We start from the raw sequence: 15,210 nt of genomic DNA on the forward strand, positions 1-15,210 counted from the left end.
GTACACTAGTAATCCAAGCTGTTTTAAGAGGACTTTAAAACCAACTGTTTACTCTTCAACTACATTCGCCCCTATAAAAATTGGGTCTCACTGCACTCAGCCTGACGTCATATTGAGCGCAGTCCCGATCAGTCGGGAAAATATGTACCAGTATTTCAAAGCCCCCTAAAACCTTTGCTATAAGGCCCATCACATTAAAATATAAAATAGAAGTATCCTAACCATTTAAAAACTGGCATTTGTACCAAAATTATGACACTTTATTATGGTGCTCAGTTTGAAATGGGGTACTTATAGTACAAATAACACTCAACAAATCAGGAGATATTATGTTAGAACCTTTAGATAGTTCCACCTTATTAGCTTTTTCAGCTATACCGGACCAAGAAGAGACCAAGAATGACGATGACGACGATAGCCGGTCAACTTAATTAGATCGTTCATTGATTTAGATAACCAACTTCATTCCGGCCACATGTTGTCTATCAGCATGTGGCTTTTTTGTTGCAAGGAGCCCCTTCTCATATCAGTGGCCAATAAATATAAATGGTGCCCAATATTTGGGATGCGCATACTGAACACCCTTAATCATCTGTCTCTTAGTTCGCTGAAGCGCCAAAGGCATCCCTTCATCCTGTAAATGGTGCCGGTAAAAGTCCTCCATCAACCGGGCTGAGGAACGATCATCGACATCCCAGAGCGAAACCAACAAGTTTTGGGCACCGGCATACTGAAAGGCCCGGCTCAGGCTCATCATCCCTTCTCCCCGTGCCATCGAACCAATACCGGTTTTACAGGCACTGAGCGCTACAAGGCGGGCATCCAGCTGCAGGTTATAAATTTCTGAAGTATATAATACGCCATCATCCTGCGGCTCCGAGGTCGAGAATAAGATGGCCGATTGCCCGGGATCTTCTTCCGACACAACAGCGTGGGTGGCCAGGTGGATATAACGATAGTTCGTAAGCGGAATATCTTTAAAAGCATTTTCAGTCGCTTCATCCTCCAGGAAAAGAGCCGGCTGGCCCTCCGGGGTCAGGAACGAATGTTCTTCCTCAAAAAGCGTTCCCAGTGTTTCCACTTCCCGTTTGCTAAGCGGCAGCGGCGACAGGGGACGATCAGAATGGGGATAACTCCGCTGCCGGCCGGCCTTCTGGTCCGGATCAAATCCGGGTGCGACCCCCAGGAAGGACCGCTGCCGTTCATCCGTCGTGGTGGCCCGGCTAACCTGGAGATAACTGGCGGAAGGAGCGTAACTGATGGTGAAGTCCTTCACCAGGTACGGCAATTCATGAAATCGTTCGGCAGCATCCTCCGTAATTGCGTGGGTTACCAAGCTTTCAAAAGGCAAATGATGCAGTGGCCCATCCGGAATAATGGTCAGCTGGTTACCCTGTATCAAATCCCGCAGGGGATCAAATAACTGGGTATAGAGGTAATAGCTTTCCTCGACAAAGGCCTTTACTGAGTTCACTTCCCGCATCTGTTTGCGATACCGGATGATGCTTTCCTCCAGAAGAGAATCTACAGGCAGCCTTCGCAGCCGGGTCTCTTCTTCGGTCAGTACAAACGCATACAAATCATCAGAACCCCAAAAATATCGGATCATCGTTTGGTTACCGGCCAGCATCTTTCGGCGTACCTCGGCCGCACGTACTACCAGCGGCTGGTACATCAGCTCATAATAGGAGGGATAGCCTTGCTCCACCTGTTCCATATGTTGTGTGAGTGCCTGCCGGCTATGGAAAAGGGAATCCTCAAGAGATCTCCGTCGGAGCGAATCGGTCGATTGGGACGGTTCGGCCTGTACCTTCAGTTTTTCCTGTAAGGTTGTCAGCCGACTTTTAAGCTCATATTCTTGTTCAATAAGCGTATCGGGCACTCCGGCAAACTTCCGGGCCTGCAGGTGTTGTAGCTGCTCAAGCAAGAGCTGTCCACTACTTTTCTCGGCAAAATAAAAGGCATACTCTTTATAATCGGCATTTCCGGTCTTCTGCAACAACTGGCAGGCCGTTGTAAAGCCTTGTTTATAGATCTCAGCACTGCGCTTTCGCAACTGGAGCTTCGATGTTTTGCGATGATAGGATTTTTGGAGATCGCCGACCAGCTGCGTAAGCTTCAGGTACGTTTGCATCGCCTGCTTCAGCGGAGATGTTTCACCGGATTGATCCGCATACTTTTGCAATACCCGGGCCTGCTGCTGCAGGGTCTCTACCAGTTGTGTAGGATAGAGCACCTCCTCAATCGGCAATTGTTGAGCGGCGACCTCACTGCCCGATCCTCTGATAAAAATATCCGCCGCCTGCCTGAAATATTTGAGCGCCTGCTCATAATTCCCGGCCATGCCATGGGTCTCGCCAATTTTGGTGTAGGTATCTCCGATGAAGGGATGGTCCGCCCTCAATTTATCCAAATTTATCTGCAGGTCCTGCTGGTAATAATCGAGTGCTTTGTCATAAGATTGCTTGTTGGCGTAGGCCTGCCCCAGGTTGGCATACGTATTGGCCAGCTCCGGATGTCCCTCGGGAAAGTGATCCAAATATAAGGACTCAGCTTGTTTGTAGTGGGTGATCGCCTCATCATACTGCCCCATATCGTAATGAATAGCCCCCAGATTTTGATAGGCGATAGCAATATCCGGATGGCCATTATCCAGCAGTTTCTTTTTAATGGCAAGTGCTTTCTTGAGGTAATCGGTAGCCTTGTCAAGTTCATCCATCTCCGAATAGACGATGCCCACGTTATTATACCCCGCAGCGACCAAGCGGTGATTTTCGCCATGGAAATCTGCTAACACCTGCGTCGCATTCTTCATATGGTCCAGCGCCCGCTGGTAATCACCCTGATAGTAATAAGTGATGGCCATATTGTTGAAACCCTTGGCCAAGTCGGGATGAGGCCGGGGCAAAATTTCCTGATCGATCTCCAGGGACTGCCGGTAATATTCCAGGGCCGTTTCCCAGTTGCCTTGGCCCTGGTGCACCACCCCGTAACTGTTATAAATGCGGCCCAACAACCGTTTATCCTCAACTCCGTTACGGTGATAGTATGATTCGGCTTTTCCCAACTGCTGCAGCGCCCGGTCATAATTTCCCCGGGACTGATAAACGTCGCCAATACTGGCAAGTAATCGTGTTTGCAGGTTAGGTAACCTTGCACTATCAGCAGACTTTAATCCTTTGCGATACCACTCCAGGGCCTTTTTATAGTCGGCCCGGGCCTCAGCAAGTACGCCCCTGTGATGGTAGGCTTTAACCCGGAAGGAGTGATCATTATGCCCATCCTGCTGGTGTAATACAATCGCTTCCTCCAGCAGTCGTTCGGATTCCCCGGGCTCATCCTGACTGTATTTATTCAGGCTCAGCTTATAAATCGCCATCGCCTTTCGGTGCGAATCATCGGATGCCTCAAATTCCTTAACCGAGCGCTGAAGGTAAGTGTTCGAAGAGTCGTATCGGGCGGCAAAGCGAAGAGCATCTCCTTTTGCATAAGCTGGCGACGTAGATGCCTCATCTTGCCCCTGAACAGCCACAGTGAGGGCCAGAACCCCAAAAAGAGTTGTCAGTAGCCGTGTAAAAGTGTTCGTAATCTGCACGGGGATTGCCCTCGTTTTTGAATATGCTTGAAAAAACTACCTGATTGTCTCCATTAACAGCATCTTCTAAGAGAGGAAATAACTACGATATAAGCTACCTTCTGCTACCTGCTACTCCTTGAACATAGAGTTTACAAACAGCTCGCGGTCGAAGACCTGCAAGTCTTCAATTTCTTCTCCCACGCCGATGTATTTGACCGGTACATCCAGCTCGTTCGAGACGCCAATTACGATACCCCCTTTGGCTGTGCCATCCAGTTTGGTGAGTACCAACCCCGTGATATCTACAAAATCAGTAAAGGCTCTGGCCTGCTGCATCGCATTTTGTCCCGTTGAGGCATCGAGCACCAGCAGCACTTCGTGTGGGGCACCCTCTACCACCTTCCCCATTACACGCTTTATTTTTGCCAGCTCTTCCATCAGCGACTTCTTATTGTGCAAACGTCCGGCGGTGTCTACCAACGCAATATCAGCTTGCTTGGCCTTAGCCGACTCTACGGTATCATAAGCCACAGCAGCGGGATCAGCGTTCTGCCCCTGCTGAATAATGGGCACATCTGCCCGCTCGCTCCATATTTTAAGCTGATCAACGGCAGCTGCCCGAAAGGTATCGGCGGCACCGAGCATTACGTTCTTGCCCGACGTTTTGTACAGGTGGGCCAGCTTACCAATAGTGGTGGTCTTGCCTACGCCATTTACGCCGACGATCATCACGATATGGGGTTTCTGGGGAAATTCCGCATCAAAATCCGCAGGTTTATCGGGAGCATGATCTTTAAGAAGGGCAATGATTTCTTCCCGCAGGATACCCTGCAGCTCACTGCTATTCAAATATTTATCCCGGGCTACCCGTGCCTCAATACGGTCAATAATTTCTACCGTTGTTTTAACCCCTACATCCGAGGTGATAAGGATCTCTTCGAGGTCGTCCAGCACGCCGGCATCCACGGTCTTTTTACCGGCGATAGCCTTCCCGATCTTATTCATGATGCCGGACCGGCTTTTTTCTACCCCTTTCTCAACCTTTTCTTTCTTTTTGAGACCTATTTTTTCTAAAAAACCCATAATTGTTTGCTATTGATGTAGCCACGTATTCACAAAAGGTTCATGCCATAATGTTTTGGTGGCCAATAATGATTCAGTTAAATGCTACGCCTTTACGAATTTCGTTGAAACGATGAAGATAATCAAAGAAGGAGAAAAACATAAGGGCCAGTGAATTGCCCATAAACAACAGGTGGGCCGGCTCAGCGTCGGGAAAGAAAAACACCGACAACCAATACAAGCCTAAGGCATTGACGCTTATTTTACCCGACATGACGGCCATGGCTACTTTGCCATGCATCTGCTGAATGTAGAGGGACCCACTTAGGATCAGCGCATCACGAACCAGTTCCACAATGAAAAACCACAGGGGAATAATACCAATATAGACGGCATATAAAAACAGGATAAAAGCACAGAATTTGTCGGCCACCGGGTCAAGCACTTTACCCCATTCCGAAACCTGATCGGTCTGCCGGGCTATATATCCATCCAGGTAATCTGAGACAATACCATACAGAACGAGCAGGCTAATGGCCCACGTTATCTGCTGACCATTATAATAATGAAGGTAGATAATGGGGATGGCCACCAGGATGCGTGAAAAAGAGATCAGGTTCGACCAGGTAAACAGCACCTGCCGAACGGTTACCTCTTTCTGATCTATGTTGTATGATTTTGTCAATGGAAACCAAATTCTTTCTTATACTTGATCTTCAGCAGCTTAAGATACGCAAAATTCTGCCCATGACCGACTCTCATAAACTGATCGAACAGACCCAATCATCCGAAGAAATCTTTAACGGCCGGTTGTTGCATGTTTTCCTGGACCATGTCCGGCTGCCCGATGGATCTACTTCTACCCGTGAATGGATTAAACATCCGGGGGCTTCTGCAGTAGTGCCGGTATTTGAAAATGGCGATGTAATGCTGGTGCGGCAGTTTCGCTACCCGGTCTCTCAAATATTCCATGAGGTGCCGGCCGGCAAGATCGATCCCGATGAAAATGCAGACACCACTGCCGAGCGCGAACTCAATGAAGAAGCCGGGTTGGTTTGCCAGCAATTCCAGTATATTGGTCACTTTTACCCGGGGATCGGCTATTCGGATGAGATCATCCATATCTATGCCGCCTGGGATATCGAAGCTTTTGATCAACAAGTGGATGACGATGAGTTCCTGCTGAAGGAACGACTGCCCTTCAAAGAAGCCATAGAGATGGTCCATTCCGGCGAAATATCAGACGGCAAAACGATGGTCAGCCTGTTGCGAACGTGGCACTGGTGGCAAAAGGAGGGACCGTTTAGTATTCAGTGAACAAAGGCGAGACGGTAAACGTAAAATATGAGAAATAACTATCACGCCACGTTTGCCGTCTATGAAATAATACCTTCCTCCACGGATAGCTCATACAGGGATTTATGCAAATCAGTATCAGAAATGTCACCACGATTGATCAGCTCTTCCACCTCATCGCCCTGAAGCATCAGGATACAGCCCATTTCGTTGAGCACTTCATCAAATTTTCGGGGATCTGCATTGGATAGCTTGTCGAGATCAATACCCTCCGGATTTTTCCTCACATTCACCAGGCAGTAGAAGTTATCCTCATCGTCGTCGCCGAATCCAAATATCTCGAGTTTAGTATCGTCTTTTTCTAACATAGTACAATCTAACATCCGAAATTATAGTTTATCTGATAAGTAGCAGGGCAGGGCTACCATGCGGGGCGTTATTGATAACGCTCCAGGAAATCCCGGGCCTTGATGAGCTTAACTACTTCGTCGGTACTTTCATCGATCACTTCTACCTGGAAAAGGCTGATGATCGCCTGATTTTCAATACAGCTGATGGTCTCTTCAATGGTATCACACTCTTCCTGCTCACTCACCAAATCGTTAATACCTTTCAAAATATATCGAAAATTTTTAGGAGTATTGGACTTTTCTGACTTGCCCTCGGCCGGCGTATCGAAATATTCTCGCAGGGCCTCTTCGGTAACATACCATTTGACGCCCAGTTTCCGGGCCCGAATTTTCCCCTCCCTCAAATAGGCGCGAATCGTCATTTTGCTAAGGCCGAGTTGTTCATGGAGATCATCAACGGAGTACAGCGTAAGATTACCAATTTTTTTAGGCATAATGCACAAATGATAAAAATATTCGTTCTGGATTACTCAATCACACACCCACTGAAACTAACAATAGTTGTCTATTTAATAAACATAAATTATTGATAATTATATATTACTTATAGGTTAGGCAGTCTATTCCAATTTAACTTGTTCCGTATAGGTCAATAGCTGTATATTATAAACAGTGATTCGAAAGAAAGCTCTGCAACCGCAGGGCTTTTTGTTTTTCTCTCCCGATTTTCACCCTTTTCTCTTTCTGATTTCCTCATCTTCTCCACCCACTCCTGATCTCATATTTTTTGTTCTAAGTACGATCATTACTACATTACTGGTTGATAAGACTCTATCCCAATCTAATATCGAAAGTCACCCACCATGGAACCATCTAAAACCGTTCGATCTCTTCTGCTGGAACAGCTTGAAGGCAAAAACGCCCATGTGGATTTCAATCAGGCCGTCCAGGGATTAACGTACAAACAGTCCAGCATACAGGTCGAGGGCGTGCCGCATACGATCTGGCAGCTCATTGAACATATCCGGATCAGCCAGGATGACATCCTGGAGTTTTGTGAAACCCCCTCTTACCAAGCCCCTGACTGGCCAGATGATTACTGGCCCCAATCGGCTGCCCCAGCCAATAAAGACGAATTTGAGCAGTCGGTGCAGGCAGTACGGGATGGCATCGATGAAATGTGTTCGATGATTCGCGATACCAATAACGACCTCCAAACCTCTTTCTCCCACGGCGATGGCCAGACGCTCTTCCGCGAAGCTATGCTTATCGTCGATCATAACGCTTATCATATCGGCCAGATCGTTCTGATAAGACGGATGCTTGGCAGCTGGTAAGGCTTACTTCCATTATATTTTTAGGAGGCTTTGAAAAACCTCCTCAGAATAAACCTGTCATTGCGAGCCTGCGAAGCAATCTCCGTTTGAAAGCTTAAAATGGAGATCGCCGCGCTCTCCCGAGTACTCGCGAACGATGACAATTAGGTTTTTCAAAGCCTCCTTTTATTATAACTATGCCCTTAAGCCCCTCCCATAGTGGTAACCCTGCCATGCAATTTAACATTAAATGACTTTTATCTATATTACTTAGTTCTAAACATCAATAAAAAAGAGGGAATTATGGATATGTTATCAAAAGCAGGTCGTTTTTTATATGCAATACCATTTGGAATTTTTGGACTATTCCATTTTATGAATGGAAGTCAAATGGCGGGCATGGTTCCAATACCGGGCGGTGTCTTCTGGATTTATTTAACGGGCGTCGCTTTGTTGGCAGCATGTGTCAGCATCATCATTCAGAAGAAAGCACGCCTGGCTTGCCTGTTGCTTGGAGTGATGCTTCTTATTTTTGCACTAAGCATTCACCTGCCGGGAGTTATAGGAGCTGAATCTGGCCAGGCCATGCAGGCATCCATGAGTAGCCTGCTCAAAGACACGGCCTTAGCCGGTGCAGCATGGATTCTTGCAGGTTATTCACCCGCCGATTCAGGAGTTACTGAATAAATCATTGGGCTCTATCACCCATCCGCCGGACGGCAACACCCGCTGTCTGGCGGATCTACCTTGCAGATATGCGACCACCTGGACCTGGAAAAAATAATAGCAAAGCCGTTTAAGCACTTGTTTTAATCCCCAAAAAGTAGAATCATACTTAAAACAGTTTCAAACCATAACATTAGATAAAAGATTCACATGGCTCATATCAACCTTGATAATCAAATGCCGGGCATCGTAGGCTTACTAACCCAATTTAAGGAAACGGCCAAGCCACTCACGGAATTAGCCCAGGTTTTGCTACGCGGAGAGTCAACCCTCTCAGAGGGAGAACGAGAACTAATAGCCAGCCTGGTCTCCTCTCGGAATGAATGCGAATTTTGTATGCGCTCACACAGCGCTACGGCCAGCCATCTTTTGGATGGAAATAAAAAACTGGTGGAACAGGTTCGCGAAGATTTTCGATCAGCCCCCGTAAGCGACAAACTGAAGACACTGCTTAACATTGCAGCGCAGGTTCAGAAAGGTGGACGCCATGTCTCTGAAGAAGATATTGCTGCCGCCCGCCAGGAAGGAGCCACCGATAAAGAAATTCATGATACCGTCCTTATCGCCGCGGCCTTCTGCCTCTATAACCGCTATGTAGATGGACTGGAAACCTTCACGCCCGAAGATGAATCCGCCTATGATGAACATGGAAAAGAGTTAGCTACAGAAGGATATTTAAAATTTAACTAACCTATACCTTCAAATAGGCTGTCTCTTCACCTTTTGTGCGGGCCTTTATGCCCGCGCTCCTGGTGATATTTAACCTACTATCCTTGTCTTTTTTTATTCCATGGGCCGGTAATAGCCAAGGTTATGCCAGAGTGCTGGATGTTCATGAAAAGGGTAGAACCATCCGGTGAAAAAGTCGCACCAGCCAGCTCGGAATTGGACTGAGCATTGCGGCCCAGCTTATAGACATTACCTTCAGGAGTGATGCCATTCAGGTCCTGCTTCTCGCCGGTATCTTCGCAGACAATAAGATCTCCCCAGGGAGCAACGGTCAGGTTATCCGCATTTTCAATAATTGCGCTGTCCATGGATTCCACAAAAAGCTCAAGTTTACCAGGCTGTCCTGCCTCTCCGGGCTTGGCTTCCTCGGGACTCGGTGTGTATTTCCAAATCTGTCCCAATTCTTCAGGTCCGCCATTGGTGCAAGCAAAATAGACAGCTTCATTACCATACCACATGCCCTCGCCCCGTGCAAAGCGGGCCGCGCCGTCATCAAATCCACGGTATCTGAGGTCATCATCAGGACTATCGACCTCCTCAAGGTCAACCCATTCTACCTCCATAGTATTGCCAACCTCTACCGTTCGTGACTCCCAGTTCCGGGTATCCAGGCTGGGCCTGTTTCGGACGGCAAGGGCCTGCAACGTACCGCCATTCAGCAGCTGCCCGGGCGTATCCGGAATAAAGCGATAGAGCAGACTTTCCGAATCATCTTCGGTAAGATAGATGACATTACTTTTGGGATCCACGGCTACTGCTTCATGGTTAAAGCGGCCCATAGCTTTGATAGGAGTGGGGCTCGCCAGACCCATTTCCGTGGAGGCCGGTACTTCAAACACATATCCGTGTCGCTTGGCATAAACGTCATCCGGCTCAGATACAAACTCTTCGCAAGACAACCAGCTGTTCCAGGGCGTTGGTCCACCGGCACAATTCCGGATAGTCCCACCAAGGCTCAAAAACTCGCGAACTACCTCCTGGGTTTCAGTATCATAGACCACCGTGGTGGTTCCACCCTGACCCGGATTATCGTGTCCCGGATCATAAAGATCTTCCAGGTTTATATTATCAGCAAGCTCAAAATTTTCTCCAAAAGCACTTTCAGCACCTCCTTTTGCAGCATTTACTTCGTGGTTCCGTATCAGAATGGTCGTACCGTCAGGACCCGGAAAAGTAGCCATACCATCAGGACGATGAGGAACCTTGAGGCCATCATCCATGGGGTCACCGAACCTGGAAATAATCTTATAGGAAAATCCTTCAGGCAGGTTAAATATCTCGGCTGGATCTGCCTGTAGGGCGCCAAAGGGTTCGGTAATTAATTCGTGGGGCGTTTTGCCCGTTGATGTAAGGTTGCTGAGCATGTGCAGGCCCGAAAAACCAAGGGACAGTGCACCGGCCTGTTTCAGAAAATGCTTGCGTGAGAGCGACATAAATCCACCTTATTTAATCATAATTAGTTGATGCGCTAAGGATAACTAATTGAATATTACCATAAAGTAAAAATACTTTTATGAAAGTATTGACTGAACATAATAGACCTTAGTTATATAGCCACCTGATATAAAGATATTATGGTAGACAAGCCCAAGAAGTGTCCTAACCCTCTATAAGTAGTTTGCCCATAATTGATAAATTAGCCCAAAAAGGGTTAATTAGTATGATTTTAAGTTACATCGCTAAATTTGAGTCGATTTCCCTAATGAATTTTATAAATAGTTATTAAACATACATTTAGCACTTATATTTAATTTCAAGTTAAGTTTAAATGTTATGAAACTTAATATCCATACATTCCGCCCAAAACTATTCTGGCTGACAGCCTTCACTCTGCTTTTTACTGTCAGCGGATTTATATCAAATTGGGCCCCTAAAAAGTTATCTCTCTCTTTTGAGGAATCATTTATCATCGGTGATGATACAAATGCAGCATATTTCCTGGCATCCCCTTATCAAATACGTACGGATAAAAGGCAGAACATTTATATCGCAGAGGGACAGCAAAAAACGATCATGGTGTTTGGGCCGCAGGGCAAATATTTGCGTTCCATTGGTCGATCCGGCAATGGCCCGGGGGAGTTTCCTTCCGGACCCAGATTCCATTTTAATAGTGAAAATGAAGTTGTAGCACTTGATCCGGTGAGTCAGCGTGTCACGTGGTTCTCAAAAAAGGGAGATATTCTCTCAGAGTACGCTCCTTCGCAAGCGGGTATGGTATGGTCGGAAAAGTTTTTCCAAACAGCTGATGAGAATTACATCATGCTAAAAAAGCCACGAGATATTGGGACAAATGATCCCAGTAATTACCGGAAATACGTTTTCCACCGCTACAGTAAATCATTCAAAAATCATATCAATTCTTTTGGGAAGTTTGATCGTTTGGTTCCAAAGGGCGATTCCAAATTTGTTAAGATGGTCAGTAACCGCTTGAATAGCGGAAATTTTATAAAAACAGGGGAAAATAGCTTCTTGTATTCCCCCGGTATTTATGGGGGAAAAGTTTATAAATTTGAACATACAGCAGGTGAATGGAAGCTTGTTAATACGTTAAATGGACACACAAATTGGGAGGAAGCCGTAGTCCTAAACGCAAATGAGGATGAAAGCATGACTATCAACACTTATAAAGATGGGGGTCGACAAAATTCAGCAGGCATAATTAACAGCTATAGCATTGGCCTTGTCCAAATGAACGATGGAAAAGTGCTTCACTTCAGCGGTCAGCGCATACAAAATAAAGATTCACTGCAGACCATGGTTGAGGCTTTCGATCCACAGGGAGATTTGATCGGAACCAGCTCTTTTGATGAAATAGCTATAGACAGAAACCTTTTAGCTTTTACATCTAATGGTCCTGCCGTTTGGATGGATGAAAATAACCGATTTTACTTTATTGATTATGATGAAGTGCCGGTGGTAAGGGTAGGTAAGATTGAGGGTTTATAATAAACCATCCAGAATCAAATAATATTGAGAGCGGTATAACCCCTTCAAAAAAGGATCATCAATCCTTCTCCTCATTAAGCCCAAGGCCATCAGGCCTTAGCCGGCTTAATTTCTCTTTTGGAGAACGGCATCCAGCTCTTGGCACGAATGCGGTTGAAGGCTTGTTCGGATGCAACATAAATGACCGGGATAAAGACCAGCGTCACGAGGGTAGAGGCTGTAAGTCCGCCAATAACGACCCGGGCCAGGGAAGCCTGGAGCTCTGCTCCCGAACCTAATCCAAAGGAAAGGGGCAGTAACCCAAGTACCGTGGTCAGTGTTGTCATAAGGATAGGCCGCAGACGAAGTTTACCCGAATGGATAACCGCCTGCTGTACAGTCATTCCATGCTCGCGCCGCATCAGGTTGATATAGTCAACCAGCACAATGGCGTTGTTCACCACAATACCGATGAGCATCACAATCCCCATCATACTCTGCATGTTGATGGTCGTACCGGTAAGCATGAGCGTGGGCACCACACCGATGACGGCAAGGGGCACTGAAAACATGACAATAAGCGGGTCGAAGAAACGCTCGAACTGGGCCGCCATCACCATATAGATAAGGATAATAGCCATGATGATTGACAGGCGGAAGTCGGCCGCCGCTTTCTGCTGCTCCTCATATTCACCGCCATACACAATAGAGTATCCATCAGGCAGCTGCATATCGGCGAGCTTAGCCTGAATTTTTTCTACGGCCTCACCAAGGGCAACGCCACTCTCCAGGTTAGCGGAAATGTAGGAAACCCGCTGGCTGTTCACCCGATTAATGTCAGTAGGTCCGCGGGCTTTAGTCTTATTTACTACCGCCGACACCGGGAGTACTTCTCCATTGGGCGTACGGATGGAAATATTTTCAAGGTCCGTACTGCTTAACCGATCTTCCGGCTGCAGGCGTACCGTAATAGGATATTCATCGCCGCCTACCCGAAACGTTCCGGCACGGCTTCCTCCCACATTGGTCTGAATAACCTGGGCTACCTCGCGGACTGAAAGACCGAGATCAGCAATCTTTTCGCGGTCAAAAACCAGGTTTTCTTCCGGCTGACCCTCACGGCGGTCCGTACGGACACCGGTCACTTCCGGAATCTCTTCCATCCGGCGCTTAATCTCTTGTGAAATCGTTTGGGCCCGTTCCAGGTTATAGCCTCTTAGTTGCACTTCTACGGCTTCGCCACCGCCCGACCCAAAAATACGTCGTAAAATCCATAAGCCCGACTGTGCACTCACCCGGATATCTCCGCCCGGTACCAGGCCTACCACATTTTCCCGGATTTGATCGGCAACTTTCGAGGTGCTCATTGAACGTTCTGAAGCCTTAACCATCGCTATTTCCACTTCGGCACGGCCATCCCGAACCTCGGTCGTCAAGTGCTCAACATCCTCCATGGGAAGACTGGCCCGTACAACCTTCTCGAGCTCCTGCAGATATTGATTCTGCACCGCAATATTGGTTCCTTCGGCCATCATGAAATCCACATCAATTTCATCGGCATCGGACTGCGGCGTTAGCTCGACGGGGATAAGAGGTATCAGCAGGAAACAGAGAACGACCAGGGCGCCTGTAACGCCAAAGACCGTCGGCTTGTGCCGTAAGGTGGTCTCGATCATCTTGGAGTACTTATGCTCCATGAGCCGGAATATGCGCTGGAACCAGTTTTTCTTTTGGGCCTCTTTCGACTTCTCTGGCTGCACCGTCAAAAATTTACTGCAAAGCATCGGAACCAGCGTGAGGGCCACAAATAATGAACACAGCAGGGCAAAGACCACAACCAGGGCTAACTGCTGGAAGATGGTCCCCGAAATGGTCTGCATAAAAACGACCGGCAAAAATATGACCGAAGTCGTGATGGTCGAGGCCACAATAGCGCCGCCCACTTCCCGGGTTCCCACTAAAGCGCTGGCTTCAAGGTCCTTGCCGCGTTCCTCCCTGAGCCGGATAATATTTTCTAGCACCACAATGGCGTTATCAACAATGAGGCCAACCCCAAGCGCGAGCCCTCCGAAACTCATCTGGTTGAGCGTCAAACCGTTAAAATAGAGCAGGGCAAAAGTTGCAATGATCGATATCGGGATAGAAACGGCTATGATAAAGGTAGACGAGCCGTTCCGCAAAAACAGGTAGAGCACCACGATGGCCAACAGTGCTCCCCATACGGCTGAGCTCTGTACATTATCAATAGAATTTTGGATAAACTCGCTCTGGTCAGTCGTAACAAACAGCTCCATATCTTTACGCTCCGTATTGACCTTCTCCAGCTCGCTGCGGATATTTTCGGCCACAGCTACGGTATTGGCACCGGTCTGTTTACGGATCCCAAAGCGGACCATCGGTTTCTTATCAATCGTTACCAGCCGATTCAGGTCTTCATAGCCCCAGCTTACCTCGGCCACATCTTTCACCCGGATGGGTTTCCCATCCACTACCGTTATAATGGTGTTGGCAATTTGATCGATGGATTTGTATTCACCCAGCGTTCGGACATACAACTCCTGCACGCCCGAATTGACGTTTCCGCCCGGAAGGTTCACATTCTCGCTGGCAATAGCCTGCTGCACCTGTGCCGACGACAAGCCGCTGGCAATAAGACGGTCGCGTTTAAGCTCAACGTGGACTTCCCGATAGACCCCGCCCCAAATATCGATAGAGCCCACCCCGGCAATCTGCTCGAATCGCTTGGTCACCTCACGGTCAAGCACCTGGGTAAGCTCCTGCAGGTTCATATCCGAATTGGCTCCAATAATGACGACAGGGAAATCATTGGGATCAAACTTCCAGATGCGGGGGGCATCGGCCTCCGGCGGCAGGTCATCGCGTACCCGGTCAAGGGCAGCGCGGATGTCATTAGCCGCTACATCAATATCCGTCCCCTGGGCAAATTCGAGAGTAACACGACTTTCGCCCTCTTCCGAGCTGGATCGCACCCGCTCAACGCCCGGAACCCCGGCAATGGTATTTTCAATGCGTTGCGTAATAATTTTCTCGACCTCTTCGGGCCCCACATTGGGATAATCCGTAGCCACCGTAAGCTGAGGAAATTCTACCGGCGGCAGCAAATCAACCGGTAAATAACGAAATGACATAACCCCCAGCACGATGATGATAAGAAACAGCATCGTGGTAGCAATGGGGCGTTTGACAGCAGTTTCAGTGATCTTCATGG

The 15,210-nt window shown here is 47.7% G+C and carries 12 protein-coding genes; 5 read left to right on the top strand and 7 right to left on the bottom strand.

Annotation, left to right across the window (positions count from 1 at the left end; all coding sequences use genetic code 11):
- Positions 1-526: 526 nt before the first annotated feature.
- The 3 genes from J6I44_RS01950 to J6I44_RS01960 form a co-directional block, all read right to left on the bottom strand.
- Positions 527-3,595 (bottom strand): CHAT domain-containing protein, encoded by a 3,069-nt coding sequence (locus J6I44_RS01950; RefSeq protein ID WP_265764258.1) that lies wholly within the window; start codon positions 3,593-3,595, stop codon positions 527-529.
- Between the two features lie 111 nt (positions 3,596-3,706).
- Positions 3,707-4,660 carry a signal recognition particle-docking protein FtsY gene (gene ftsY / locus J6I44_RS01955; protein WP_265764259.1) on the bottom strand — a complete coding sequence of 318 codons (954 nt, stop codon included), beginning with the start codon at positions 4,658-4,660 and terminating at the stop codon, positions 3,707-3,709.
- 73 nt (positions 4,661-4,733) lie between these two features.
- Positions 4,734-5,324: a CDP-alcohol phosphatidyltransferase family protein gene (locus J6I44_RS01960; RefSeq protein ID WP_265764260.1), complete on the bottom strand. Its 591-nt coding sequence runs from the start codon at positions 5,322-5,324 to the stop codon at positions 4,734-4,736.
- Between J6I44_RS01960 and J6I44_RS01965 the strand changes: the two genes are divergently transcribed.
- Positions 5,324-5,956 carry an NUDIX domain-containing protein gene (locus tag J6I44_RS01965; RefSeq protein ID WP_265764261.1) on the top strand — a complete coding sequence of 211 codons (633 nt, stop codon included), beginning with the start codon at positions 5,324-5,326 and terminating at the stop codon, positions 5,954-5,956. The two genes, J6I44_RS01960 and J6I44_RS01965, sit on opposite strands and share 1 nt — an antisense overlap.
- Before the next feature lie 59 nt (positions 5,957-6,015).
- On the opposite strand, the gene J6I44_RS01970 is transcribed toward J6I44_RS01965, so the two are convergent.
- Together J6I44_RS01970 and J6I44_RS01975 are read right to left on the bottom strand one after the other, a co-directional pair.
- Positions 6,016-6,318, bottom strand: a complete 303-nt coding sequence (locus tag J6I44_RS01970; protein ID WP_265764262.1) for a hypothetical protein — start codon at positions 6,316-6,318, stop codon at positions 6,016-6,018.
- A 53-nt stretch (positions 6,319-6,371) separates the two neighbouring features.
- The gene (locus J6I44_RS01975; protein ID WP_265764263.1) at positions 6,372-6,779 is read right to left on the bottom strand and encodes a helix-turn-helix domain-containing protein; all 408 of its coding nucleotides are present in this window, start codon (positions 6,777-6,779) and stop codon (positions 6,372-6,374) included.
- Between the two features lie 369 nt (positions 6,780-7,148).
- Here J6I44_RS01975 and J6I44_RS01980 point away from each other — a divergent pair, with 369 nt between their 5' ends.
- The 3 genes from J6I44_RS01980 to J6I44_RS01990 all read left to right on the top strand — a co-directional run bounded on the left by J6I44_RS01980 (position 7,149) and on the right by J6I44_RS01990 (position 9,017).
- Positions 7,149-7,622 carry a DinB family protein gene (locus J6I44_RS01980; RefSeq protein WP_265764264.1) on the top strand — a complete coding sequence of 158 codons (474 nt, stop codon included), beginning with the start codon at positions 7,149-7,151 and terminating at the stop codon, positions 7,620-7,622.
- A 288-nt stretch (positions 7,623-7,910) separates the two neighbouring features.
- Positions 7,911-8,288 carry a DoxX family protein gene (locus tag J6I44_RS01985; protein ID WP_350356666.1) on the top strand — a complete coding sequence of 126 codons (378 nt, stop codon included), beginning with the start codon at positions 7,911-7,913 and terminating at the stop codon, positions 8,286-8,288.
- 189 nt (positions 8,289-8,477) lie between these two features.
- Complete coding sequence (locus tag J6I44_RS01990) at positions 8,478-9,017, top strand: carboxymuconolactone decarboxylase family protein (protein WP_265764266.1); 540 nt, start codon at positions 8,478-8,480, stop codon at positions 9,015-9,017.
- Between the two features lie 77 nt (positions 9,018-9,094).
- Here the strand turns inward: J6I44_RS01990 and J6I44_RS01995 are convergent, their stop codons facing one another.
- Positions 9,095-10,489 (bottom strand): alkaline phosphatase PhoX, encoded by a 1,395-nt coding sequence (locus tag J6I44_RS01995; RefSeq protein ID WP_265764267.1) that lies wholly within the window; start codon positions 10,487-10,489, stop codon positions 9,095-9,097.
- Positions 10,490-10,829: 340 nt separating this feature from the next.
- Here J6I44_RS01995 and J6I44_RS02000 point away from each other — a divergent pair, with 340 nt between their 5' ends.
- Positions 10,830-12,002 (top strand): 6-bladed beta-propeller, encoded by a 1,173-nt coding sequence (locus tag J6I44_RS02000; protein ID WP_265764268.1) that lies wholly within the window; start codon positions 10,830-10,832, stop codon positions 12,000-12,002.
- Positions 12,003-12,091: 89 nt separating this feature from the next.
- Here the strand turns inward: J6I44_RS02000 and J6I44_RS02005 are convergent, their stop codons facing one another.
- A complete protein-coding gene (locus tag J6I44_RS02005) occupies positions 12,092-15,208 on the bottom strand; it encodes an efflux RND transporter permease subunit (protein ID WP_265764269.1) in 3,117 nt (1,038 codons plus the stop codon).
- Positions 15,209-15,210 lie beyond the last annotated feature (2 nt).

Origin of the sequence: Fodinibius salsisoli, from assembly GCF_026229185.1 — a bacterium.
GTDB lineage: Bacteria > Bacteroidota > Rhodothermia > Balneolales > Balneolaceae > Fodinibius > Fodinibius salsisoli.